The organism is Parapedobacter sp. GCM10030251, assembly GCF_042666505.1.
In the GTDB taxonomy this organism is placed as follows: domain Bacteria; phylum Bacteroidota; class Bacteroidia; order Sphingobacteriales; family Sphingobacteriaceae; genus Parapedobacter.
Map to the genome: position 1 here is coordinate 47,337 of NZ_JBHTDN010000008.1, position 25,615 is coordinate 72,951.

The 25,615-nt window shown below is 51.0% G+C and carries 15 protein-coding genes; 5 read left to right on the forward strand and 10 right to left on the reverse strand.

Going from position 1 to position 25,615, the window contains the following annotated elements:
- Positions 1-17: 17 nt before the first annotated feature.
- The 7 genes from ACFQRK_RS18885 to ACFQRK_RS18915 form a co-directional block, all read right to left on the reverse strand.
- Positions 18-3,557, reverse strand: coding sequence for a response regulator (locus tag ACFQRK_RS18885; RefSeq protein WP_379009494.1), 3,540 nt, complete (start codon positions 3,555-3,557; stop codon positions 18-20).
- A 12-nt stretch (positions 3,558-3,569) separates the two neighbouring features.
- Entirely contained in the window at positions 3,570-4,694 is a 1,125-nt protein-coding gene (locus tag ACFQRK_RS18890) for an ATP-binding protein (protein ID WP_379009496.1), read from the reverse strand.
- An 82-nt stretch (positions 4,695-4,776) separates the two neighbouring features.
- The gene (locus ACFQRK_RS18895; RefSeq protein WP_379009498.1) at positions 4,777-5,847 is read right to left on the reverse strand and encodes an aldose epimerase family protein; all 1,071 of its coding nucleotides are present in this window, start codon (positions 5,845-5,847) and stop codon (positions 4,777-4,779) included.
- A gap of 13 nt (positions 5,848-5,860) precedes the next feature.
- Positions 5,861-7,036 carry a galactokinase gene (galK, locus tag ACFQRK_RS18900; protein ID WP_379009501.1) on the reverse strand — a complete coding sequence of 392 codons (1,176 nt, stop codon included), beginning with the start codon at positions 7,034-7,036 and terminating at the stop codon, positions 5,861-5,863.
- A gap of 134 nt (positions 7,037-7,170) precedes the next feature.
- Positions 7,171-7,803, reverse strand: a complete 633-nt coding sequence (locus ACFQRK_RS18905) for a hypothetical protein (RefSeq protein WP_379009502.1) — start codon at positions 7,801-7,803, stop codon at positions 7,171-7,173.
- Positions 7,713-8,117: a hypothetical protein gene (locus tag ACFQRK_RS18910; RefSeq protein WP_379009503.1), complete on the reverse strand. Its 405-nt coding sequence runs from the start codon at positions 8,115-8,117 to the stop codon at positions 7,713-7,715. Before ACFQRK_RS18910 ends, ACFQRK_RS18905 begins: the two co-directional genes overlap by 91 nt.
- Before the next feature lie 152 nt (positions 8,118-8,269).
- The gene (locus ACFQRK_RS18915) at positions 8,270-8,776 is read right to left on the reverse strand and encodes a VOC family protein (protein ID WP_379009505.1); all 507 of its coding nucleotides are present in this window, start codon (positions 8,774-8,776) and stop codon (positions 8,270-8,272) included.
- A gap of 159 nt (positions 8,777-8,935) precedes the next feature.
- Between ACFQRK_RS18915 and ACFQRK_RS18920 the strand changes: the two genes are divergently transcribed.
- From ACFQRK_RS18920 to ACFQRK_RS18940, 5 genes are all read left to right on the forward strand, one after another.
- Positions 8,936-11,845 carry a two-component regulator propeller domain-containing protein gene (locus tag ACFQRK_RS18920; protein WP_379009507.1) on the forward strand — a complete coding sequence of 970 codons (2,910 nt, stop codon included), beginning with the start codon at positions 8,936-8,938 and terminating at the stop codon, positions 11,843-11,845.
- A gap of 112 nt (positions 11,846-11,957) precedes the next feature.
- Positions 11,958-14,819: a TIM-barrel domain-containing protein gene (locus ACFQRK_RS18925; protein WP_379009508.1), complete on the forward strand. Its 2,862-nt coding sequence runs from the start codon at positions 11,958-11,960 to the stop codon at positions 14,817-14,819.
- 34 nt (positions 14,820-14,853) lie between these two features.
- Positions 14,854-18,093 carry a SusC/RagA family TonB-linked outer membrane protein gene (locus ACFQRK_RS18930; protein WP_379009510.1) on the forward strand — a complete coding sequence of 1,080 codons (3,240 nt, stop codon included), beginning with the start codon at positions 14,854-14,856 and terminating at the stop codon, positions 18,091-18,093.
- Positions 18,094-18,104: 11 nt separating this feature from the next.
- Positions 18,105-19,799: a RagB/SusD family nutrient uptake outer membrane protein gene (locus ACFQRK_RS18935; protein WP_379009511.1), complete on the forward strand. Its 1,695-nt coding sequence runs from the start codon at positions 18,105-18,107 to the stop codon at positions 19,797-19,799.
- 19 nt (positions 19,800-19,818) lie between these two features.
- Entirely contained in the window at positions 19,819-20,661 is an 843-nt protein-coding gene (locus ACFQRK_RS18940) for a hypothetical protein (RefSeq protein WP_379009513.1), read from the forward strand.
- A gap of 63 nt (positions 20,662-20,724) precedes the next feature.
- Here ACFQRK_RS18940 and ACFQRK_RS18945 read toward each other — a convergent pair whose 3' ends face one another.
- From ACFQRK_RS18945 to ACFQRK_RS18955, 3 genes are all read right to left on the reverse strand, one after another.
- Positions 20,725-21,951, reverse strand: a complete 1,227-nt coding sequence (locus tag ACFQRK_RS18945; RefSeq protein ID WP_379009515.1) for an MFS transporter — start codon at positions 21,949-21,951, stop codon at positions 20,725-20,727.
- 83 nt (positions 21,952-22,034) lie between these two features.
- A complete protein-coding gene (locus ACFQRK_RS18950) occupies positions 22,035-22,946 on the reverse strand; it encodes a helix-turn-helix domain-containing protein (protein ID WP_379009516.1) in 912 nt (303 codons plus the stop codon).
- A gap of 210 nt (positions 22,947-23,156) precedes the next feature.
- Positions 23,157-25,553: a TonB-dependent siderophore receptor gene (locus ACFQRK_RS18955; RefSeq protein WP_379009517.1), complete on the reverse strand. Its 2,397-nt coding sequence runs from the start codon at positions 25,551-25,553 to the stop codon at positions 23,157-23,159.
- Between the last annotated feature and the right edge of the window lie 62 nt (positions 25,554-25,615).

The following is a 25,615-nucleotide window of genomic DNA, read 5'->3' on the forward strand; positions in this document are numbered from 1 at the left end:
CGGGCTTTTAGCTGCCCTTATCTATGTTCGTCATAGAGCCACACGCGCAATAATGAAATCAACTGATCGATGTCTACCGGTTTCGAGATGTAGTCGGATGCGCCGGCGGCAATGCATTTTTCGCGGTCTCCCATCATGGCTTTGGCCGTGACTGCAATGATGGGCAGGTGGCTAAAGCGACCATCGCTTCGGATTTTAGCGGTACTTTCATAGCCATCGAGGTGAGGCATCATCATGTCCATAATCACAACGTTGGTCTCGGGATGCTCCTCGAGTTTTTGCAGGGCTTCTTGTCCATCTATAGCCGATACAACCTGCATCCCAAGTTTCTCCAGCGTTTTGGTTAGTGAGAAAATATTTCGGATGTCATCGTCGGCAATCAGCACCGTTTTCCCATGCAATACATCTTGGGCGGATAGTTGTAGCTTGCCGGTCTGGGTGATATCCTCTTGCTGCGTTTCCACCAGGTGCAGGAAGATAGCTACTTCATCAATAATTCGCTGATAAGAGTATGCAGTTTTGACTACAATGGAGTCCGCGTATTGTTTGATCCGCATTTCCTCCGTCGGAGAAGGGTTTCGGCCGGTAAAGACGATAATGGGTACTTCTTCGAGCCCGGGATTTTGTTTTATCGTCTCCAATAAATCATATGGATTTTTGGTGGGTATGCCCATGTCCAATATCACGCATTCCGCTTCGTTGTTCAATAGGCTGTTTACGCTTTCATCAATCGAGTGTTTCACGCTCGAAGAAATCTGATGTGATTGGAGGAAGTAAGCTAACGCTTCGGCATGCTTGGCATTTTCCTCTACAATGAGTACTTTTTTCGTGCCTTCCGCCCAAATTGTTTCAAGCTTCTTAAACATTTCCTGCATATGCTTGATCGCCAGTGGCTTGCTAAAGAAGTCCGCCGCCCCGTGTGCACGGCTTTCTTTTTTGGCTTCCAGCGATGACATGACGTGTACAGGTATATGTCGGGTCGTAGGATTTGATTTCAACTCCTCCATAACCTGCCATCCATCTTTGATCGGTAATTTGATGTCCAACAAAATAGCCTGTGGATGGTACTGGATAGCTAACGCCAAAGCCTCATCACCACGTACTGCTACAACCCCTTTGTAATGTTGGTTACGGGTAAACCGGAGCAATTCGCGGGCAAAGGAGGTGTCGTCTTCGACGATTAGAATGACTTTATCTTCCGGATCTATACGATCCCGATCATCCGGAAGAGGTTCGGGCACTACGGGCGCCAGATAAGGAGAAGGCGGAGATAGCGGCTGTTCCGGCGTCTCCTGTTCTTGTTTTTGATGCTGGGGTCTCGCAATTGGCACAGTAAACGTAAATGTGCTGCCTTCGCCCGGGTTGCTGTCAACGTAAATTTCGCCACCTAAAAGACGGGCGAGCTGCCGGCTTATCGAAAGGCCCAAACCTGTGCCACCATATTTCCGCTTGGTAGAGCCATCCCCTTGTGTGAACGCTTCAAATATCAGAGAGCGCTTATCGGACGGGATGCCCGGACCGGTGTCCTCCACGGTAAACGCCAACAAGGCGGGGTCTTGGTCGCTTTTTCCGACAGATAAGCTGACGTGACCTTTCGAGGTAAATTTCAATCCATTAGAGAGCAAGTTTTTCAGAATCTGTTCCAGTTTCATCCGATCGGTATCGATCAGAAACCCATCCGGTAAGTCGTTTGCGATTTGAAGCTTGAGGCCCTTGTCTTGCGCGACAGGCATAAAGGTACTCTCCATATTGTTAAGCACGTCGGCCACGCTCACCGGTGTATAATCAACGTCCATTTTGCCGGCTTCAATTTTGGAAAGATCAAGCAATTCGTCGATAAGCTGTAGCAACCCATTTCCGGAATTATAAATTACGCGGGCAGACTCCGTTTGATCTTCGGTGAGGTTCTGTTCACTGTTTTCGGCGAGGTAACGTGAAAGCAACAAAATCGAATTCAGCGGCGTCCGCAGTTCGTGCGACATATTGGCCATAAACTCCGTTTTATACTGCGAACTCTGCTCCAGTTCTTTAGCTTTTGCGAGGATTTCAGCATTGCGTTCACGAATCATCCGGTTCCGCTCTTCCAAGTCAAGATTGTATTGCTGAAGCTCCTCCTGCTGTGCCTTGAGTTCCTCTTCGGACGCCTGAAGTTTTTGGGCGTGCGCTTCGAGCTCAATATTCAGGCTTTCCAGCTCATCGTGCTGTGCTTGTAGTTCTTCGGCCTGCGATTGGGTTTCTTCAAGTAATTCCTGTAGCTTTTTACGACTTTGAGCGCCGAAAATAGCCGTGCCGATATTTGATGCCGCCACACTGAAAAAGGCAAGTGACTGTTGGGAAAACGGCTGTAAAGCTGCTAGTTCTATGACGCCGATCACTTCCCGCTCGTTGAAAATCGGAAAAGCAATCACCCCTGCGGGTTTGATGCTGCCGGTCGCGTGCGATACGATGACTGAGTGAGCTTCAATATCCGTAAGCACAATAGCCTTTTTATCTCGCAGCGATTGACCTACGATCCCCTGACCAGAAGCAATATCCGTAGCTTTGTCCGTTTGCAGTGCATACCCGCTTTGTAACGTCAGGCGATCATCGTTCACAAGATACACGGCCCCCGTGTGGCTGCCGGTATACTCGGCCAGAAAGGTAATGATATCTTGGCAAATGGTTTCTATCTGCTTGTCACCAACCATTTTTTCATTCAGATCGGCCACCCCGCTTTGCAGCCATTCGTTATTGGCGAGGCGCTCAAAAGACAGCGATAGCGACTCCGCCATCCGGTTAAGCGAACCGGCTAAACTCCCCAGGGTATCTTTCTCGTCGTCGTTGATCCGTATCGAATAATCGCCGGCGGAAATTTGGGCAGCGATTTCCCGTATAATGGAAAGTCGTTGTTTCGTTTGCCGATCCTGTTCTTTCATCGCGTTGTGTAGCATGCTACGTTCGGCCATATCCCGTACAATCCGTATGTAAAATACCACGGCAATGAGGATGGCTAGTAGTGCCGCTAGAACAATGACGCCGGGCGTATAACGTGCAAACCGGTCACGTATTTCCGTTTGGGTTTGTAACTGGCCGTTCGCTTCGGTTATCATCTGGTTTGCCAGTGTACGGATATCTTCCATATAGGCACGGCCGGTCTCCATGTCCTTTTCGTCGAAGCTACCGGTTTTTTCTTTGGCATCGATCAGGACATTCATGCGCTCGATGCGCAGACTCAAAGCCGCTTTCAATTTTTGAGCCGCTTCCAACTGGACCGGATTGTTTTTGATTTGAACAATCACCTCATCCAGCAATTGGTGTGACCGTTGGCAGGCTGCGGTATAGGGTTGCAGATACAGAACATTGTCTGTAATCAGGTAGCCTCGTTGGGCGGTTTCGGCTTCCTGAATGCTTGACACCACTTGTTCCAGTGAGCGGGTTGTCTGATTCGTCTGGCGCACCAGCGCCGAATTTTCAAGTAGTCTATCGATGCAGACGTAGGCGATCAGCGAGCTGAAAATCAGTAAGAGAATTGACAGGCCGAAGCCGATTTTCAGATTTCTGTTGGTGTTGCTTTTCATGCGACTGAAGGGTTAGCAATCGGTTTTCTTTGGGTCGATGGGCAAGGTGAAATAGAAGGTGGACCCTTTCTGTGGGTTGCTTTTTACGCCGTAGGCTCCGCCGTGGAATTTGACGATTTCAGCGCATAAGTAAAGTCCCATTCCCATTCCGCGGTATTCGGCAATCGATTGCTGGGTTCTGTAAAATTTTTTGAAGAGATTGGCTTGGTCTTCTAAGTCGATGCCAATCCCGTTGTCTATCACACATATCTCTACATTACGGGTTGTTTTCCGGATGGTCACGTATATGGTTTCGGTTTCCGGCGAGTATTTGGCGGCATTGGAGAGGTAGTTAAGAATCACCTGTTCAAGCCGCAGTAAATCTCCCCGTAAAACAATGTCTGCATCTCCCTCTCGGACGACCTTCCTTTCGGGGTTGCTTTGGATGAAAATATCCAACGCGCCGTCCACCAACTGATTGAGGTTAAATTCTGCCACGTTGAAATCGAGCATACCGGCTTCCATTTTTGCCATATCAAGTAGCGCATTCATCATTTGATTGAGCTTTTCGATTTGGCTATCTGCTTTGTTGATAAATTGGAGAGCATTTTCTTTCCGGTCGTTATGCACGGCCACGCCGGCAAGCTGAATATAAGCCTTCACCGAAGTTAACGGAGTTTTTACTTCGTGGCTCACCATGCCCATCAGCTCATCTTTTTTTTCTTCCAAACGTTTGCGCTGCTCAATTTCATTGCGTAACTCTTCCTGCGTACGCGCCAGTTCCTTGGTCTGTTCCTGAAGTTTAATAAAGGTACGTATTTTAAGAACGAGTATGTCCGGATCTACCGGCTTTACGAGGTAGTCGTGTCCTCCGGATGTGTACCCTTTGGTGATAAACGCCTTGCTGACATTTACAGCTGAAAGAAAAATTATGGGCAGTTCGCTGGTTTTGCGGATTCCGGAAATCGCTTCCGCCACTTCAAAACCGTCCATGCCAGGCATCTGCACATCCAATATGACAAGTTGGTACTCATTTTTTAGTACCTTTTTCAATGCTTCTTCTCCCGATAGGGCCGAATCCACATCAAAATGCTGGGACACGAGGATCTTGCTCAGGGCGGTGATGTTCTCAATCTTGTCGTCTACAATCAGTATCATAGTCTAAAGGTTGCTAAAATTAACCCTTTCTCACGAAGATCCATAACTTTAACGACCGCAGGCTGCTAATCCAGCACCTTTTTTACTTAACTATCGAGAAACGATAGATTGTTTCCGAATGAAATACCTGTCCGGGCAGAAGTAGCGTGCTAGGGAAATCCGGTTGATTCGGCGAATCCGGGAAATGCTGCGTTTCAAGACAGAAAGCGCCGTGTTTTTCATAGTAAGTTCCTCGTTTCCCCCGGTCGTTACCCCGCAGGAAATTACCGGTATAGAGCTGTAATCCCGGTTCGGTGGTCAATACATCCAAACGGATACCCGTATTGGGTGATATGGCGGTAGCAGCAGGTAGCTGTGCCGTAGTTACGTCTGCGTTGAGTACGTAATTGTGATCATATCCATTGCCCTTGGCAAGTTGATCGTTTGGGTCGGTAATATGCTGCCCCATGGGCTTGAGTTTCCTGAAGTCGAAGGGCGTATTTGCCACGGATTCGGATGTACCTGTCGGAATTTGATGAATATCTACCGGCAAGTATGCGTCGCCATGTATTTGTAATTGATGATCCAGCACATTTCCTTCACCTTCGCCGTTGAGGTTAAAAAAGGCATGGTTGGTCAGGTTGATTACGGTGGGTTTATCGGTTTCGGCACGGTAACTGATGACCAATTCATTGTCGTCTGTAAGGCGGTATTTGACCATGACAGACAACTTCCCTGGAAACCCCTCCTCGCCATCGGCGGAAATGTAATAAAAGTCGGCTTTTTCCTTATACACCACCCGCCGGTCCCATACCCGTGTGTTAAAACCCCCAACGCCCCCATGTAATGCGTTCGGCCCATTATTGGGTTTTATGTAAAAGGTTTCTCCATCAAGGGTAAAGCGGCCATTGGCGATGCGGTTGGCAAATCGCCCAACCGTTACCCCATGGTATGGTTCGTCTGCAGCGAGGTACTCCTGAATGGTGTTGAATCCCAATACCACATCGGTTGGATTGCCCGATTTGTCGGGTACGAGAATACTCACAATACGAGCGCCAAAATCGGTCAAGCCCACAACCATGCCTCTGTTGTTTTCCAATGTGATCAGGTGGGTTGGCTTACCTGCCACGTGGTGTTCAAAATCGTGCGCCTTCGGCAGTCGGTAGTGGGTCATCGTATCTCTATAGTTAGCGGTTAAGGCGGGCTGTACCTGCCGAAATATTGGCTATATAAGCCTGTGTCGTTTTATTGGTTTTTTGATAATATGCGCGTGACACTTCATTGACGACCCGATCTACTTCTTCTGCCTTGACCAGGTTGATGGTGCAACCGCCGAATCCACCGCCCATCATGCGCGCGCCCAACACGGCCGGGTCGTCACGTACCAAATCCACCAAAATATCCAGCTCCTGACAGCTTACCTCATACAGATGCTGTAATCCGCCGTGTGTATCAAACATTCGCTTACCAAACGATTCGAAATCGTCTTTTCTCAGATCATCGCATCCATCCTGTAGGCGCGTTATTTCCGATACCACGTAGTAGCATCGGTTATAGACCACTTCATCCGCTGGTTTTACATAGCGGTCCAGCTGTTCCAGAGTCGCGTCCCGCAAGCTTCTCACCTCCGGATGATGTTTTTGAATAAGCGATACCCCATACTCGCATTGTTCACGTCGTTCATTATACGCTGAGGACGCTAAGGAGTGCTTTACCTGGGTGTCAAACAGTACGATGCGCAATTCAGGGTTATTGAAAGGGATGTACTCGTGGGAGAAATCTGCGCAATCCAATTTGATCAATCGATGTTCCTGCCCGAAAACACTGGCAAACTGATCCATTAAACCGCATTTGACGCCTACAAAATCATTTTCCGCTGCCTGTGCAGCTAAGGCGAGATCGAGCCGATTGATGTCAAGATCAAACAACTCATTGAGGGCAAATCCGGTGGCGCATTCCAGTGCTGCAGATGACGAAAGCCCAGCACCCTGCGGAATATCCCCGGCAAATACGATGTTAAAACCCTGCAAGGTATGTCCCCGCTTGATCAATTGCTGGGCGACGCCCAAGATGTAATCCGGCCACAGAAGCGGTGAGCGCTCCAGCTCATCCAATGTCGTCGCATACGATTGGCCTTGGTCCAGCGAGTGGAGATGTATGGCGTTGTCATCCCGCTTGCCGATCGCCAAAACAATGTTTTTGTCGATGGCCGCGGGTAATACCAATCCGTTATTGTAATCGGTATGCTCACCGATGAGATTCACCCGTCCCGGTGAGCGCACCAGCAGGGGCGTATCGTTAAAAAGTTCCCGATAGCTTTCATGTACCGCGTCTTGCAGATTCACTGCTGTCGTTGTATCCATCCGTGTTTATAAATTGAGCGCTAAAAATACAAAAAAAAACACACGTGCCGACCATAAACTGCATACCGGTTTTTTCTCCGCGATGATTATCAAAAGGAATTCCATTGCTCCGCTAAGCAGAGCAATGGAACCCATTAGTTTATGGGCGGCAAAAACGAGTACTCCTTGCCGTACTCCAGCATTTGCCCGTAAAAATCATGCGTGTATTCCAGCTTCACATCGGTGATTTCCCCATTTTCTTCCACGGCAATCAGCTTCGGTTGGACAAAACCTTTGTAGGGTTTCAAGTTCAATTTGGCGTAGCGTTCCAGAACTTCTTTGTGTAGTTCGGCGTTTACCTTTACGCCATACGTCTCGACAAGACTTTTTCCGGTTTCGTAATCTCCTTCCGATTTAATGCGCTGGATTTCGCGTAATAGCTCGCCAAATAAGGTGCGCAGTTTCTCATAGTCATTGATCTGTACATAGTTCTTCCCATCTATTTTTTCAAACGATACTACGTTGTCCGCCTTACCTTTTTCATACACCCAATATGCGTTCAGTGCCCGGTTGCGCATGTGGGCTTCCTCGATCTGGTCGCCAGGTTTAATGCGGGTTAATTGCGTCATCAGGCCATTCATGAGGTAACTATCGTATTCGGCTTTACCTACCTCCAGCGAAGGCATAACGCCGATTTCTACCAGTTTGGGATCCAAGATGTAATACAGAGCCACGAGATCTGCTTGCTGAACCAAAAGCGCCCGGCGTATTCTTTCAGTTTTGCCCATTCATTTCCGCTTTTCTCGGTTTTCGGGTGGTTAAAAATGGCCTCCAGCGTTTTCCGGATCGTCAGGTTGTTTTTTCCGCGCTGGTCATAAATAATATCCCTGCCGGATAAGGCCGCCTGATACAGGTAGTATGCCAATTTTTTCTGCTGAAGGCTCAACTGGTCAAACCCCGGTACTTCGTAGCGCAGGATCTCCAGATCGGCAAATTCATCGATTTTTACCGGGGCCGATGTCGGGTCGGCACGGCTTGTGTCATTTTCGGGTGAATGGCAGGAATAGAGGGTAGCCACGGCTACGGAACTTGCTAATAGCATCGAAAATTTAGTGCTAAATTTTTTCATAACGTAAACATTCATTCGTGCATTGAACCAATTGGTGATTGATTTTATGCAAAGAAAATAAAAAAATGACGGATAATTTTCGTATCCATCATTTTTCGCCGGGCGCCTTAGCAGGTTCCGTATTCTTACGATTCGTAAGCCGCTTGCAATGGCGCGATGTCCAACTTCTTCATGCTGAACATACATTGCAGTACGCGGCTAACCTTTTCTGGATCGGGATCTAGTATCATATCATTCAATACAACAGGGACCACCTGCCACGATATCCCGAATTTATCCTTCAGCCAACCGCAAACCTGGGCGTTTTCGTCTCCTCCTTCGCTCAGCTTCTCCCAATAATAGTCTACCTCCTCCTGAGTGTCACAATTGATCACAAACGATATCGATTCGTTGAACGTGAATAACGGTCCTCCGTTTAACGCAACAAATTCCTGTCCTTCGATGATGAACTCGATGGTCATGACGGAACCTTCCGGTTTTTGGTGGTGTTCGTATCCATCCTTGGTATACCGGCTAATCCGGCCAATTTTAGCGTCTTTGAAAACCCACGTGTAAAACTGAACGGCTTCTTCTGCTTGGTTATCGAACCACAGGTTTGGGGTGATTTTCTGGCTTGAAATCCGCTTTTCCATGATGCTATTTTTTTAACGTGATGAATATTCCTTTGAACCATACAAACATAGTAGGTATAAAAGCTCCTCGGAATAGGAGAAAGAGACAATATTGCGGGGCAAATGCGACATGTTGAAATACGTGCAATAATTTGTAGATTTGGCTGAATTCATAAGCCTATGTTGCGTATTCTGATGTGTTTAATAGGGGCCTCGTGCCTATTGCCCCATAGCGGCGTTACACAGACCATTCAGTTCCAGCAGCTAAACGTGGAAGATGGATTGTCGCACAACCATATTACCGCCATCGTGAAAGACAAGCGCGGATTCCTGTGGTTCGGTACACCCGCTGGCCTTAGCCGGTATGATGGGCATGAGGTCAAGGTATTCCGCCATGCGGCCAATCAGCCACATAGCATCGTTGATAGCGATATCCTCGATTTGTTTATCGGTCCATACCAGCAGCTATGGGTAAAAACAAAGCTCGGCATGAATATATACGATGACCGCCGGGAACAATTCGTGCGCAATGTAGACAGTGTTTTGGTGTCGATGGGGCTGCCCATTGGCGAAATATCGGATATCCGTCGTACGGCGGAAGGCAGGTGCTGGTTTTTGCAGGTTGGCGGGGTGGTCTCCTGCTACGAAGAACAAAGCAGGGAGGTTTTGTCGTATCCTTGGATTGATTCCGAAGCCCCCGTCACCGGAATTGCGCTGGACCGATCGGGAAAGGCCTGGGCGGTCGATCAAAAGGGAGCGGTTTACCGGTTGGCGCGTGGGGCTACGGCCGAGTATCGGTTGCAGGGTGAGGCCGTTGGCAATCAAGAGGGGGCCGATTTCCAGCTATTTATGGATCGTGAAGGTCATCCGTGGGTATACGCAGCGAGTCTCCCGATGGGCGTTTATTGGTGGCCGGAAAGGCAGGCTCCGCCCCAGCACCTTACTACCGAATCCACCGGCCTACCGCTGAATAACCAAATCATTTTCGGAATTGCCGAAGATACCCGCGGCAACGTCTGGATCGCCACGGATCATGGGGGAATCAATCTGGTGGACGCCGAACGTCGCCGGATTTCTTATTTGCAGCATGATGAATACAACGACCGGACCATCAGCCAGAATAGCATTATGGCTATCTACTGTGATGCAGAAGGCATCATGTGGACGGGCACTTTTAAGCGTGGAGTCAGTTACTACCACCCCAGTCAGATCCAGTTTCCGTTGCATCAGCGGCAACGAGGGAGAGGAGAAGCGGTGTTACCATTTGATGACATCAACCAGTTTGTGGAAGATCGGCAGGGAAATGTTTGGATCGGTACCAACGGGGGTGGACTCATCTATTATGATCGTCGCGCCAATCGATTCACCCAATATCGTCACGATCCCAAGGATCCGCATAGTCTTGGCAGCGACGTGATTGTGAACCTCTATATAGACCGGGATGGCGTGCTTTGGATCGGAACCTACCACGGCGGACTTAACCGATTGGAAGGCGATCGCTTCGTGCGTTACAAGCTTGATCCATCGGACCCGGAATCCATTCCTGACAATAGCGTTTGGGAAATCTACGAGGATCGCCAGGGACGATTCTGGGTCGGTACTTTACGGGCCGGGTTGGCACTTCTTGACCGAAAAACGAATCGTTTTAAACGGTTGGGGGGTGGTGAAGGAGGGTTTACGCAATCGGCTTATATTTCGGCTATTGTTGAGGATCACAAGGGGCAACTGTGGTTTGGTACGGCTTCCGGCATTGAATTGCTGATGCCGGATGGCCAGTTCAAGTTGTTTTCGTATACGGAAAACAAAAAAGGGGCACTCAGCAACGATCACGTGAATGAGATCATTAAGGATCGCCATGACCGGATCTGGGTGGCTACGCGTGATGGCCTCAATCTATACGATTCATCAAGCGATACATTCCGGGCCTTCCGCCTGGAAGACGGGTTGCCGGACAATACGGTATTGGGAGTTGTTGAAGACCAGGATGGAACGATTTGGGTCAGCACAGCGAAAGGGATTTCGGCAGTCCGGGAGGAGGAGCGTAGCCCCCGAAAGTGGCACTTTTGGAATTATGACCGCCGGGACGGTTTACAGGGAAACGCATTCAATGAGGACGCCGCTTGCCTGTTGTCAACGGGAGAGTTGTTTTTTGGTGGTCCGCAAGGATTCAACGTGATCGATCCCGCCCGCATTCAGTCACCTCCATCGACGTTAGCCGCTCCGGTTCTGACGGATTTTCAATTGTTCAACCGCAGCGTGGAGGTATCGCAATGGTTAAACCGGGAACGGATAAAACTTTCTCACGATCAAAATGTCCTGGGGTTTGTAGTCGCTTCGCTGTATTTCCTCAATAAGGACCGGGCTTATTTCCGCTACAAATTGGAGGGATTCGATCAAGAATGGATAGCAATGGATGGCCGCACGCGCAAGGCGGCCTTTACAAACCTGGACCCGGGCGACTACCGATTCCGGGTGATGGTATCCGAAGATGGCGAAAACTGGAGCACGCCTTATACGCTGGCAACCCTCACTATCATGCCACCGTTTTGGAAGACCGGTTGGGCGTATTTTCTGTATGCAGCCGTCGGGTTAGGCAGTATACTTTTGATCCGGCATATCGAGCGAACCCGGGAAAAGACGCGTTTCGCCCTACAGCGAGAGCGGCAGGAAGCCCGGTCAAAACTCGAAAATGTCTTAAAGCAACAAGCCACGATGGAACAGGCCTATAAGAAAAAACTTGACGTCTTTCCGTCTGAAAAGCCGGTGATGACCGCAGATGAGTTGTTTTTAAGGAAGGCGCTTGATACGGTAGAGCGGCATATTGGAGAAGCGGGTTTTTCGGTCGAATCCTTTGCAGTCGCCATGCACGTCAGCCGGGTCAGCCTTTACAAACGTATCCTTACCTTGACGGGCCACACACCCTCGGAGTTCATCCGGAATATTCGCTTACGGCGGGGTGCGCAGCTGTTGGAACAGTCTGGTCTTACCGTAGCGGAAATCGCCTATGAGGTGGGGTTCAGCAACCCCAAGCCCTTCAGCAAATATTTCAAGCAATTGTACGGCGTAGCCCCTTCCGCGTACCGCAAATGAGCGTGTATTACGTATAGGTTAACCAAAATACCCATATTTATTAACATACTTATCCCTTCGCATCCGCGTACCGCACCTAATTTTGATCCCGTAACCAATTGTGTTAACCAGCATGATGAAACAGCCGCTTGTTACTGCATTACTGCTCGGCAGTTTGTTGATGCCAACGATGGCAGTGCGGGGCAGCTATCCGAAGATAACCCGTACTGCCACCGGCGTAACTTTACGGTTTGACGGGCAACCGACAGCGATTGATCAGGAAGTCAGCCTGACGGTCGTTACCGATCGGATTATCCGCGTGACGGCCAGGCCCCTGACGGGAGGCGTGGCGCCAAGTGAATCGTTGATTGTCGTAGACTCGTTGCGTCAAACGGCGGGGCCACGGAAGGTGGAAGAGGTTGATAACTACTTACAGTTGAAAACGGAGGCGCTTACTGCACGCGTCTCACTGCTTTCCGGTGCGGTAGATTTTCTGGATGAGCAAGGGCGGATGCTGTTGGCCGAACGGCGACGGGATGCCGCCACATTTGAGTCGCATGCCTATGACGGCGACGCCTTTTACCGGGTGCGGCAGCATTTCACGGTCTCTGACACCGAGGGGCTTTATGGATTAGGGCAACATCAAAATGGCGTTATGAATTATCAGGGCCGCCAAGTGACCCTCCTGCAGTATAACACCATGATTGCGGTGCCTTTTCTGTTGTCCACCAACAACTATGGTATCCTTTGGCACAATTATTCGATCACGAAGGCCGGTGATATCCGGCCGCTGCTTCCCCTATCTGCATTCCGACTATATTCCATGGAGGGGCAGCGTGGGTGGCTGACGGCAACCTATCGGGATAAGCACCATCCCGAAACCATACGCGTGTCGCGACCGGAATCAGTGATCGATTACCGGTACCTGAGCGACCAATCCCGGTTTCCGGATTCGGTAGACCTAGCCAACAGCCTTGTTACGTATGAAGGGCAACTGGAATCGCCGTACACGGGCTTGCACCGCCTTCATTTTACCTATTCAGGTTACCTCAAGGTCTGGATTGACGGCCGTCTGCAGGAAGACCGCTGGCGTGAATCGTGGAATGCCGGCTCTTTCGAGGTCGCTTTGGATATGAAGGCAGGCCATCGCCATGATATACGGATCGAATGGCTTCCCGACGGTGGGCAGTCTTATCTGGGCGTCGAGTGGCAACGACCGATCCCCGAAGCCGATCGCGGTATATTTTCGTTTGATTCGGAAGCCGGTGACGGTGTCGACTATTACTTCATCGCCGGCGACAGCATGGACCATGTCATCGGAGGATACCGGCATCTTACCGGTCGTGCGCCCATTATGCCGCGGTGGGCATTTGGTTTCTGGCAGAGCCGGGAGCGCTACAAAACACAGAAAGAGCTGGAAGATACCGCGATGGAGTTCCGCACACGGCGGATTCCGATAGACAACATGGTGCAGGACTGGTCATACTGGCGTGAACACGATTGGGGGAGCCATGACTTTGATTCCACACGTTTTCCGGATCCTGAGGGAATGGTGCGTCGGTTGCATAAAAATCACTTCCATCTCATGATATCGGTTTGGCCCAAGATCAACGAAGCGTCCAGCGTATATAAGCGGTTCCGTGACAAGGGCTGGCTCTACCCTCGTAATATTTACGATGGCCGTAAAGATTGGATCGGCAAAGGGTATACCTCGACATTTTATGATCCGTTTAATGCAGAGGCCCGCGCGGGTTTTTGGGAGTTGATGAATAGAAAGCTCTATCAGAAAGGCATCGATGCCTGGTGGATGGATGCCAGCGAACCGGATATTCACTCCAATATCCATATCAACGCACGAAAATCCGTTATGCAACCAGCTATAGGGTCATCGGTGCGTTATTACAATGCTTTTCCGCTTGAAAATGCCCGGGGCATCTACGAAGGACAGCGTGGTACGGACCCCAATCAACGGGTCTTCATCCTGACCCGTTCGTACTTCGCCGGGCAGCAGCGCTATGCCGCGGCAGCGTGGAGTGGCGACATTTCTTCCCGCTGGCACGATATGAAAGATCAGATTGCCGCCGGCGTAAACTTCTCCATGTCGGGCACCCCATATTGGACGATGGATGCAGGCGGATTTTTGGTAGAACGGCGTTTCCATCATCCAAACGATGAAGATCGCGAAGCGTGGCGTGAATTGAATACCCGATGGTACCAGTACGGTGCGTTTCTGCCGATTTTCCGGGCGCACGGACAGTTTCCTTTCCGCGAGCCATTCAACATCGCTCCGGATGATCACCCCGCTTATGCCAGTATGTGCTATTACATCGGGCTGCGTTATCGGCTGCTACCGTACACGTACTCGCTCGCAGGTAATGTCTACCTGCGCAATGCTACGATGCTGAGAGGCTTAGCTATGGATTTTCCGGGCGACGTGAAAGTGTTGAACATCAACGATCAGTTCCTCTTCGGTCCGTCGCTGCTGGTAAATCCGGTTACGCAGCCCGGCGTAACCTCCCGCAAACTGTATTTGCCGGGCGGAGTGGGCTGGTATGATTTTTACCGGGGGGAATATTATCGTGGCGGGCAGACGGTTGAAGCGGCTGCGCCCTACGAACGTATGCCGCTTTTTGTCAAGGCGGGCAGCATCGTTCCGCTGGGGCCGGAGTTGCAATACACCGACGAAAAGCCAGCCAGCGAGATCACACTTCTCGTGTATGCAGGTGCCGATGCCACATTCGAGCTATACGAAGATGAGGGCACCAATTACAATTACGAGCAAGGAAAATTCAGTACCATTACATTCACCTATCGCGATAGCACCGGAGAACTGCATATTGGCGACCGGGAGGGTTCGTTTGAGGGGATGTTGACGCGCCGGACATTTCGCATCGTTTATGTACAGCCAGAAATGCCGCAGGGGCTGGATACACCGCTGAGCGTTACGCAGACTGTTCAATACACGGGAAAGAAAAAATATGCCAAGCTGAAATGAATTAGTCAAATTTTCAATTATAAACAAAAAAACCATGCGATTAATTTTTTACAAACACACGCGAAGGTTGTTGCGACTCACTATGGGTTGCCTCGCCTTGGGCATTTCGGTGTCTCCCGGCGCCGCATTTGCACACAGACACTCCGGACATCTGGTCGGACGCCCGCACGCTGTGCAGGCAACGGTTAGCGGCACGGTTGTCGATGATGCCGGTATGCCTATACCGGGCGTAACTGTTGTCGAAAAAAACACAAATACGTCAACGACGACAAACGATGAAGGGAAATTCCAGTTATCGGTATCTTCGGACAACGCGATTTTGGTGTTTTCATCAATCGGGTATACAACCCGGGAGGTATCCACCGGCAGTCAACGGGTAATCCACGTTACGTTGGAGCCTTCGGTCAATACCTTGGAGGAGCTGGTTGTGATCGGATACGGTACCCAGAAAAAAAAGCTGACTACAGGGGCGACCGTTCAGGTGAAGGGGGAGGATATCCAGAAACTGAGTACTACCTCGGTGGCCAATGCCCTGCAAAGCCAATCGCCGGGTGTACAAATCACCCAGTCTTCGGGCATGCCGGGCGAAGGATTTAAAATCAACATCCGGGGCATCGGGACCATCGGTGACTCCCAGCCCCTTTATGTCATTGACAACGTCATCGGCGGTGATATCAACAGCCTTAATCCCTCGGATATCGAATCCATCGACATTTTAAAAGATGCCGCTTCCGCAGCCATTTATGGTGCACGTGCCGCCAATGGGGTTATCTTCATTACCACCAAGCAAGGTAAGGCCGGAAAAACCTCGCTCCACTACGACACGTTTATCGGCTGGCAGAATGCCTATAAGATGCCCTCATTGCTCACTGCCAAAGAATACATGGCCATCCAGGATGAACGTATGTTTAACGAAGGGCTGGCACCGTATGACTGGGCCAATCTTATTCCGAATCAATACCAACAGATCCAGGAGGGAACATGGAATGGAACGAATTGGCTCAAAGAGATTCACAATCCTAACGCGTTGACGCAGAACCACGCTTTTAATGTGACCGGAGGGACCGATCGCTCGAAATTTTCCATCGGATATTCGTTTGCCCAGCAGGATGGTATTTTCGGGAAACCTGTGCAACCCCACCTGAACCGGCATACGGTGCGCATCAATTCCGACCACGTGATCCTGAAGAATGACGAGTTCGACGTCCTGACGTTCGGCGAAAACCTTACCTATACCTACCGGGTTAATTCAGGCATCGGGATCGGCAATATCTATTGGAACGACGTCCATAACATGATGGTGGGCAATCCACTCATGCCTGTCTACAATTCAGATGGTGGATATTATGACCATGCCAGCAAAGTAGCCGACGGCTGGGCATTCGATGGAGCTACCGCCAACCCCATTGCAGACATGGTATATCGACGTGGACAGAACGAAAGCAAAAACCACTCGGCCATGGCCAATGCCTATTTGGAAATACAGCCGCTCAAAGATCTCCGTTTCCGAAGCAACTTCGGCTACCGCTTCAATGCCTCCTCATACCGGGCTTATACACCGACGTTCCACCTCTCCACCACATCTATCAACGACATTGATGACATTTCGCAGAACCAGAGCGTTGGATATGGCTGGCTGTTGGAAAATACGCTGGCCTACCGGCGGGTATTTGGAGCCGGGCATGAATTCGATGCCGTGGTTGGGCAATCCATTGAGCAGTGGGGGCTGGGTGAAAATTTGAGTGTATCGACCAGCAATTCTTCATTTCCGGGTAGCTGGAAGCACGCCTACGTCGGCAATTGGACCCCTTTCCCAGGATTCACGCCTGCCATCAGCGGAGGACTGATCGGTAACAACGGGCACCGGGTGATTAATAAGTTCGCGGCCTTTTTCGGACGTCTCAATTACAACTATAAAGAAACCTACATGGCCTCCATCGTCATGCGGGCAGACGCCTCTTCGAATTTCAACCGTTCGCACCGCTGGGGTTACTTTCCGTCCGTTTCTGCGGGCTGGAACATTACCAACGAGTCGTTCATGGAAGGGACGTCCAACTGGCTTAATTACCTGAAATTGCGTGCCAGCTGGGGCCAGAATGGCAATGCCAACATCGACCCCTTGCAGTTCCTCGCCACCATTTCAACAGACCCCAAAAACGGGTATTACTTCGGCAACGATAAAAATACGTTGCTCAACGGAGCTTATCCGGACATTCTCCCCAATGAGCTTGTATCGTGGGAAACGTCCGAGCAGCTTAACCTCGGCTTTGATGCGCGTTTTGCGCAGGACCGCCTGGGTGTGGTATTTGATTGGTACCGCAAGTCTACCATCGATTGGTTGCTGGTTGCCCCCATATTGGCTATTTATGGTACCAACCCTCCATTTATCAACGGGGGAGATATCGAAAACCGTGGCGTTGAGCTGGGGTTGAATTGGAATGAAACCATCCATGATTTCACATACAGTATTGGCCTCAATGGCGCATATAACCGCAACCGTGTGGTGCGGATCGAAAATTTTGAAAAGCTTATCGAGGGCGATGCCAACGTGTTGAGCCAGGGCACGTTGCCCATGTACCGTGCACAGGTTGGTTATCCGGTCGGTTATTTCTATGGCTTCAGAACCGCTGGAATATTTCAGACGGCCGACCAGATCGCCGATTATCGGGCCCAAGGGCACGGCGTACTGGAAACCGCACAGCCGGGTGATGTCATCTTTGTCGATACCAACGGCGATGGCGCAATTACCAACGACGATAAAGTGCAGATCGGTAATCCACATCCTGATTTCACTGCCGGTCTGAATCTATCATTCGGATACAAAGGAATAGATCTGGGGATTACCGCATTTGGCGCATTCGGGCATCAGATTGCCAAGTCGTACCGGTCGTTTGCCGACAGTCCCCTGCAAAACTACACCACCGAGGTGTTCCAGCGCTGGCATGGAGAGGGGACGTCCAATCGGTATCCCCGTCTGACAAATGGCAGCCATACCAACAGCCAATATGTGTCCGATATCTACATCGAAGATGCTGATTTTGTCAAAATCCAAAACGTTACGCTGGGCTACAACCTGAAATCGGCATTCCCCCGGTTGCCGTTGGGCCAGGCGCGCCTTTACGTGTCGGCTCAGAACCTCTATACGTTTACCGGTTACTCAGGGATGGACCCTGAAATCGGATACGGTGATACGCGGGGATGGGTATCCGGCATAGACCTCGGATTTTATCCCAGTCCGCGCAACTTCATTATCGGGCTTAATGTTAACTTTTAGTACGCAAAGACATGAAACGATTTATCGCAATAGTCGTCGGCATCCTTACCTTATCCAGCTGCGAGCGCTTCCTGGACACGGAGAGCCACGACAAAAAGAACACAGGCAATTTCCCGCTCAATGCCACAGATGCCGAGCAGATGATCACGGGTATTTATTCCACCTTCAGCACGGCCATTGCTGATGCGGCGCACACCCACTTTTACACGGCAGAACTCGCTTCTGACGACCGTTTTGGCGGTGGCGGTGAAAACGACCGCGATATGCACGGTTTGGACCACCTGATGAATACCCAGCCCAATCGGTTCTTGCCGTTCTGGAGAGCACGCTACCAAGGGATTTTCCGGGCCAATACGGCCATCGCCACCATTGATAATGTCACCGTCTGGGAAAACGAAACCCAGCGCAACCAGCTGCTGGGCGAAGCGCATTTTCTGCGGGCACTATTCTATTTCGAGCTTTCCCAGCTTTTTGGCGAAGTACCGTTAGTCATTGTGCCCGAAGCCGAAAATCTGCCCAAAGCGCCGGCGGCCGAAACGTATGCGCAGATCGGTTATGACCTGCAGCAGGCCATATCGCTGCTCCCATCCGTTCCTTATACGAGCACGGTAGCTGGTCACGCTACCAAATGGGCTGCCGAAGCATTGGCTGCGCGGGTATTCCTGTTTTACACCGGGTATTACAACCAAGGTTCATTGCCGGTTGCCGGAGGCGGTGAAATCACCAAGGCGCAGGTAATCGGATGGCTGGACGACTGCATCGCGGAAAGCGGTCACGGCTTGGTGCCTAAATTTGGTGACCTATGGCCGTATAGCAATGAATACACGGCGAAGGACTACGATTACGTTGAAGACAATGATTTAGACGGATGGGCGGGCGATGGGAATCAGGAGACGGTCTTTGCCATTAAATTCGGCACGTTGGTGGATTGGGGCGACCAATATAAGCTGGGGTATTCCAACCAATATGTGCTGCACTTCGGTTTACGGTCAAATAACGGCCAGGCTGGCACGTTTCCTTTCGGCCAGGGATGGGGTGCAGGCCCGGTCAATACCAGACTATGGAATGAGTGGCGGCAGGCTGAACCCACCGATATCCGGCGTACAGGTTCCATTATCGATGTCGAGAACGACCTGGAAAGTTATATCTATGGGGCCGATGCGCAGATGGAAGAAACCGGCTACTGGCAGAAAAAGTATATTCCCGTTACGGCGTACAATGAAGGGACCTTATTGCCTTCATACGCCATCCTGAAAGACGCGGCTCCGACGGACTATCAACGGGCACATACCCAAGACCATGTGCTGATCCGTTTTGCCGACGTGTTATTAATGCATTCCGAGCTTACGGAAGACGCCACGGGCTTAAATCGCGTGAGGGCACGTGCAAAACTGGGCAGTGTCGCCTATTCGCTGGAAGCCCTGAAACGTGAGCGTCGCTGGGAGCTCGCTTTCGAAGGTCTCCGCTATTTTGACCTGATGCGTTGGCACGATGCGGCAAATGCATTGGCTGCGCAAGAAGGAGTAGCTATCAAAAATAAAGGCGTGGACACTCAAATGAAAGGGTTCGGCGGTGGATACCGTGCGCGTTACGAGGCCACGGGAGGCTTTTGGCCCATTCCTCAAAACGAAATCGCGCTCTCAAACGGTGTGCTGACACAGAATGCAGGATGGGGATCCCCGGCAGACGAATTTCCCGGATGGTAAGACAAAAAAGAACAATACGATGAAAACGTTAATAAAACACTGTGCCAACTGGGCAGCTTTACTGATTATGGTGGTTTCGGCCTGCGAGCCCATTGAAGACCGGATGGACATCGGCGGTGCGATTACTGCGGAACAACTCGATATTACGGCCACGCTGGTCCAGGTGGGTGGCAAGAACTCCAACAAAGTCGTGCTGGATAATCGAAGTCCCGTGCTCTCCTCATGGGACTACGGCATAGGGGTCACGCAGCGAAAAACAGATACCGTATTATTGGTTACCACGGGTGAGAACGAAATCGTGTTTACCGGGCTTAACCCCGACGGTAGCAAGGTAACGAAAACCCTGACGGTCAATGTCGATGAGTTGACGTTCGACGTTCCCTTGGAATGGGGGTACTTAACGGGTGGCCTTGAACGCGAGTGGGTTTGGGACGATGCCAAGCCCGCTGTTTGGGGTAACGGCGGTTACATGGGTAGCAGTAAACCTGAATGGTGGGCGCTGCCAATTTCTGATATCGATGGGCAGGCCGCTGGAGAAGGTGTCGGAGCTAAGATGGTTTTCTCGCTGCGGGGAGCTTCCCTTACCAAGATAAAATCCGACGGGCAGAGCCAGACCGGTTCGTTTTCATTTGATATGACCAAGATCATCACGCTAGACAATGGCACGGTATGGGCTAAGGGCAAACTTACCACCAAGGGAGTTACGGTGCTGTGCGGGAAATCGCCCAACGAGGGAGGTGCGCCGGTCTATGAGTATGACATCCTGCTGCTGGATGACGGGCACATGGTGTTGAGTTACCCGGAGCCCGGTGTCGGACCTTGGGGTACCGCTTGGTTCTGGATGTTCCGGGCTGTCGACTGATTTTATCCGGCGATTGATTCCTATTGGTAAATCAGTGGAGGCCGTTCCGTTATGGGGCGGCCTCTATTTTATGTGGCGGGCTAAGTGTTGCGCTTGGCCCGATTCGGGTGTAGTTTTGAACGAGGCTGCAATCAGCAGGCCTGTGGTGATTACAATCAGGATAAGGTAATTTACTGCCAACTGGGCCTGGTTTGCGGCAGGTAGCAGGGATACGATGGCGTAGCTGGTCAGTGAGGTGACCAAGTAGGATCCCCCACTGGTAAGGCCGCCGGCCACACCTGCATTTCTAGGAAAACGTGTGAGGCAGTGTGTGAAGTAAACGTTATAGATGAATCCGGAGGCCATGTGCATAACCAAAACGAAGCCCATCAGCGAGTATAGGTTGGCCATCCAATAGCTGCTAGCCAGCATAATGAGGGCGACCGCCCATTCAGCGGCGTTGGCATAACGTAACTTGGTCATTAACGGTGCATCGGTGAGTGCCCGGCCAATCGAACCTCCACAGAGGAGGCCCAGCCCGGAGACCAGCGCACAATAGCCCGTTACCACCGGTGTGAGGCCCAGTTCATGTTCCACGATGAAGGGGGCAGACATCGCAAAAATCATGACCATGCTGTAGCTGATGCCCAGCGTGAGCAACCCGTAAGTAAAGTCAGTAGCACGCAGAATGCGGCGATAAATGGCCAGTTGACCCTTGAATCGGAATGCCGGGAAGCGCTCCATCGCCTCGCCTCCAAAGCGAACTTCCATAAGGAGTGCCAGCAGCGCATAGGCGCCCAGAAAATGGAAATTGGCAGTCCAACCGAACCATACCTGCAGGTAGCCGCCGATAAAGGGTGCGGTGATAGGACCGAGCGCCCAAATTACGGTCAGCATGCTGGTGTAGCGTTTCAACTTGCTGCCGGTGAAGATATCGGCTAAAAAGGCACGTTTACTTACCACGATCAGGGCCGTAACGGCTCCCTGCAAAACACGCATCGCATAAACGAAGCCCACCTGGTGTATGGCGGCAATCGCGAAATTGCTGAGTGCAAAAAGCAGTAGCGAGATCAATACCACGCGATAGCGTCCCCATGTATCGACTACGCTGCCGGCGACAAGCATGGTCAGGCCATAACTAATCAGGAAGCAAGATAGTGTGAGCTGGATACCCGCAACGTCGGTGTGCAGCGCCCGCTGCATCTCCGGGAATGAGGGGAGGTATACGTCCGTCACCAAGCCCGACAGTGGGACAAGCACAAAGGTGGACAGCGTGGCCAATTTTTCGTATCGGGGCTGGTATCGTTTCATTCGGCTCCTGCAATGTGCAAAAGTAGGCAACGAGGTGCAGTTGACAAATAAACAAATCAAATGCTGAATGACGAAAATCAAAGTTAATTACCCCCGCTCCGATACGCTCTGGGACTTGCTCCGGTATGTTTGCGGAAGAATGCATTGAAATGCTGGGGATAAGCAAAGCCCAAGCCGTAGCTGATCGCCGTTACCGGCCAGTCACTCTGCCGGAGCAGATCAATTGCCTCCTTCAGTATCCGCTCATGAATGAGTTCACTGGTGGTCTTGCCTAACGATTCTTTTACGCAATGGTTCAGGTGATTTACATGAATATTCAGCGCATGGGCAAAGTCGGCGGGCGAGCGCATACGCGGCATTTCCGTAGGCGAGTCGAGCGGGAACTGCCCGTCGAGCAGATTAAGGAAGCGGCTCACCAGCAGGTCTTTGGCGTTCTCTTTGGGAATCGGAATGTTACTAGCTCGCTTCATTTTAATCGCTGTATAGATCATCAGCTTGAGGATGTTGCGGATAACCTCCTCACGGTATATAAAATCGTCCCGATGTTCGGCCATCAATGCCTCAAAGTGTCCGGCAAAGTGTGTGTATGATTCCTCATCCAAGAAAAGGAAGGGGTGGCCGGTCGGGTCAAACAACCCGGTAAATCTGCGGAAGGCGTGTCTGAGGTCTGCGGTGGTAAACGGCTCGTTGAAGAGGCAGACATAACCCGCTTGCTCTTCGGAACGGTTCTGCCAACCGTACCGGATGGATGTATCTGAAAAGAAAATCGCCGGGCGGTCAATGGTTACCGATCCGGCCTCCGTAAAAAGCTCGGCACTGCCTCGGCATAGGCATATTTTATAGTAATCTCGGCGAACGAATTGGAGCGAAGCATAACAATTGCCACGGCGCAGCACATTGAAGTGCGCCCTGGAGACGCCCGTTGCCGCCAAATCGGACGGCACTAACCGTTTCGTGCGTTCGTAATACTGCCTGATCGTCTCTACGGAAGCCATAGAGCAAAGTTACGCAAATCAAAGAGAAAAAGTATCCGTGGGCTCACTGTTCAAGCGTGAAAAGGCTCAAAAATGAAAGGTTTCCAAACGGGGAGAATGGAAACCTTTACTAACCAATTATAAACCTAAATTATGATGACACAAAGATAGTGTATTTTTAACACTATGCAAACTATTTTTTATTTTTTTTCAAAAACCTTTGCGGGGGCATTAGAACTTGTATCCGATTGAGAGACGCAAATTGCGGGGCGTCTCGGTTTGCCAGTAGAACGCGTTGTTGAATGCATAGTACGAGCCGCTGTACAGGTAATTGTCCAACAGATTGAATGCGTTCAGGCGAACGGTGACGTTGCTGACGGCGTAATGTAAACCCGCGTCCAATTTGAAGTAATCACCAAACGGCACGCCCTCCAGCTCACCCGAATATGTTTTCCGGTCCCACAGGTAGGTGAAGCCTGCAGAAATCCCGAGGTTGCGTAAGGGGCCCCGCTGAAGGGTGTAGTTCAACCAAGCATTGGCTGTATTGGTCGAATAGCCGGGAACGACGTCGCCCACCTGAAATTCGGTCACTCCTTCGGTCACTTCGGTGATCTCGGCATTGGTATAGGCATAATTTGCTACTACATCAAATCCGGGTATAATTCGGCCGCGGACATCGAGCTCGACGCCCCGGGCTACTTTTTGCCCCAATACAATGCTGTATTGTTGAGGGTCGGTGGGGTCGGCGGTTAACTCGTTATTTTTCAGGATTCGGTATACCGACAGGGTGGAATTCCAGTTGCCGCCTGCCCAATTGCGTTTGAAGCCAATCTCCTGGTTATGCCCGGTAATGGGGCGGACCCGGCTACCATCTTTAATCTGTCCCGATTGGGGCACAAACGCTTGATCATAGAGCGCATACAGCGCATTGTGCGGGTCGATGCTCCAGCTGAGGCCAATGCGGGGCGTGAATCGGGCGGCACGATCTGCGGGCGCTCCCCAGGCACTTTGACTGACCCAGGTGTAGCGTCCAGCCACTGTAAGGCGCAGTTGATTTCCAAAAAAGCCGAGTTCGTCTTGCAGGTAAATGCCGGTATAACGCTGGTCTTGGAGTCCACCGGCGGCCTTGGCCCGCTCGTTCAGCGGGGTTTCGCGATCAAACGTTGGATAACCATTTGCCGGGCGGCCGAGATTGGGACTGTACACATCGAATGGATCGTCTTCCGTGTCCAGCGCAAAGCTTTGGCCCCAATCGGCCATATAGTCTTTCTTGCCTAGATCGATCCCTGCCAGTACGCGGTGCTGAATGCCTCTGGTCTGAAAGTGTCCGTTGACAAAAGCCTGTCCCAATATGGATTCGCTGAAGGCATCCCAGATATCCACCCCACGGATAATCTTACCATCGTCGGTCATTTCATTTTCCGGCCACATGGAGGTGCCCTCCTGATTATACCGCAGGTAATACCCCTGTGCGGTTACTTTCCAGTTGGAGGTCAGGTCGCGAGTCACGTTTAACAAAAATGTCTGGTCGGTGATGTTGGTCGGATCAAGTCCCTTGGGTGTCATCGAAAAATTTTGCGGTAACCAGGCATATCCGTTGGTAATTGGACCGAATACATAATAAGACCCCACGTCAGACATGCGTGCGTATTGCATCGTATACTCCGCCGTAATCGTGGTCCTGTCGTCTGGCCGGTAGGCGATCACCGGTGCCACCGCGTAACGGTTGTCGAATTCATTCGGACGATGCGAACCTTTTGACTGTGCCGATACATTCAGCCGATACAGAAATTTGCCATTGCGGGATAGCTTACCATCTAAGTCAACCGCTGCGCGGTACAGGTTATATTCACCCACTGTCACCAACGCTTCGCCTTTGGTCTCGCCGGTCGGCTTTTTGGTCACTACATTGTAAGAGCCTGAAGGGTCTCCATTGGATAGTAGAAATCCGGCAGGCCCTTTGACAAACTCGATGTGATCAACAAAACTCATGTCCTCGGTCAACGGCCCCCAAAAAGAAGAGACCACGTTGAACCCATTGCGGAAGGCCTGTATCTGTGTGCCCCGCATGCTGATATTCGTGTACAGGTTGCCCCAATGCTCCAGTCGTACGGCACCGCTCACATTGCGGATCAATCCGTCGCTCATGCTGATCACCTGTTGGTCTGACAGGGCTTTGGGAGAGACCACCTGTATATTCTGCGGTATTTCCACGAGCGGCTCGTCCAATCGTAACGTAGGAGAGGGCACCGAGGAGGTGTAACCCTTTGACTGCGTGACGAGTACTTCCTGTAGCTGGGCGCTGGTCATATCGAGTGTAAAATCCTGGGTTAGCTGATCGCCGGGATTTGCCGTGAGGGTCTGCCTTTGCTTGGCCATGCCGATGGCGCTGACCTCCAACGTGAATGTGCCCACCTCGGCCAATTCAATTCGGTAATGTCCTTGCTCATCGGTCGTCGTACCCTGCCGGGTGCCAACCACTACAACGCTTACCGCGGCGGCGGGCAGGTTGTTGGAGGTGGAGACCTTACCGCTTACTGTTGCGTGGCCGCTAACTTGGGCATAAGAATCGAAAACGCAGAGGAAAACCGAGACAACCAAAAAAACAAAAAAATTAAAAGGTTTCATTTGAACGTTAATTTATCGTCAATCTATCGCCGGGAGTCTCCGACCATTTCGGCGACAATATT

What these genes read in the sequence shown, in the direction of transcription:
- ACFQRK_RS18885 (WP_379009494.1), bottom strand. Translation starts at nt 3,557, where the DNA reads ATGAAAAGCAACACCAACAGAAATCTGAAAATCGGCTTCGGCCTGTCA.
- ACFQRK_RS18920 (WP_379009507.1), top strand. Translation starts at nt 8,936, where the DNA reads ATGTTGCGTATTCTGATGTGTTTAATAGGGGCCTCGTGCCTATTGCCC.
- ACFQRK_RS18955 (WP_379009517.1), bottom strand. Translation starts at nt 25,553, where the DNA reads ATGAAACCTTTTAATTTTTTTGTTTTTTTGGTTGTCTCGGTTTTCCTC.
- ACFQRK_RS18910 (WP_379009503.1), bottom strand. Translation starts at nt 8,117, where the DNA reads ATGCTATTAGCAAGTTCCGTAGCCGTGGCTACCCTCTATTCCTGCCAT.
- ACFQRK_RS18915 (WP_379009505.1), bottom strand. Translation starts at nt 8,776, where the DNA reads ATGGAAAAGCGGATTTCAAGCCAGAAAATCACCCCAAACCTGTGGTTC.
- ACFQRK_RS18890 (WP_379009496.1), bottom strand. Translation starts at nt 4,694, where the DNA reads ATGATACTGATTGTAGACGACAAGATTGAGAACATCACCGCCCTGAGC.
- ACFQRK_RS18905 (WP_379009502.1), bottom strand. Translation starts at nt 7,803, where the DNA reads ATGGGCAAAACTGAAAGAATACGCCGGGCGCTTTTGGTTCAGCAAGCA.
- ACFQRK_RS18935 (WP_379009511.1), top strand. Translation starts at nt 18,105, where the DNA reads ATGAAACGATTTATCGCAATAGTCGTCGGCATCCTTACCTTATCCAGC.
- ACFQRK_RS18895 (WP_379009498.1), bottom strand. Translation starts at nt 5,847, where the DNA reads ATGACCCACTACCGACTGCCGAAGGCGCACGATTTTGAACACCACGTG.
- ACFQRK_RS18930 (WP_379009510.1), top strand. Translation starts at nt 14,854, where the DNA reads ATGCGATTAATTTTTTACAAACACACGCGAAGGTTGTTGCGACTCACT.
- ACFQRK_RS18925 (WP_379009508.1), top strand. Translation starts at nt 11,958, where the DNA reads ATGATGAAACAGCCGCTTGTTACTGCATTACTGCTCGGCAGTTTGTTG.
- galK (WP_379009501.1), bottom strand. Translation starts at nt 7,036, where the DNA reads ATGGATACAACGACAGCAGTGAATCTGCAAGACGCGGTACATGAAAGC.
- ACFQRK_RS18950 (WP_379009516.1), bottom strand. Translation starts at nt 22,946, where the DNA reads ATGGCTTCCGTAGAGACGATCAGGCAGTATTACGAACGCACGAAACGG.
- ACFQRK_RS18945 (WP_379009515.1), bottom strand. Translation starts at nt 21,951, where the DNA reads ATGAAACGATACCAGCCCCGATACGAAAAATTGGCCACGCTGTCCACC.
- ACFQRK_RS18940 (WP_379009513.1), top strand. Translation starts at nt 19,819, where the DNA reads ATGAAAACGTTAATAAAACACTGTGCCAACTGGGCAGCTTTACTGATT.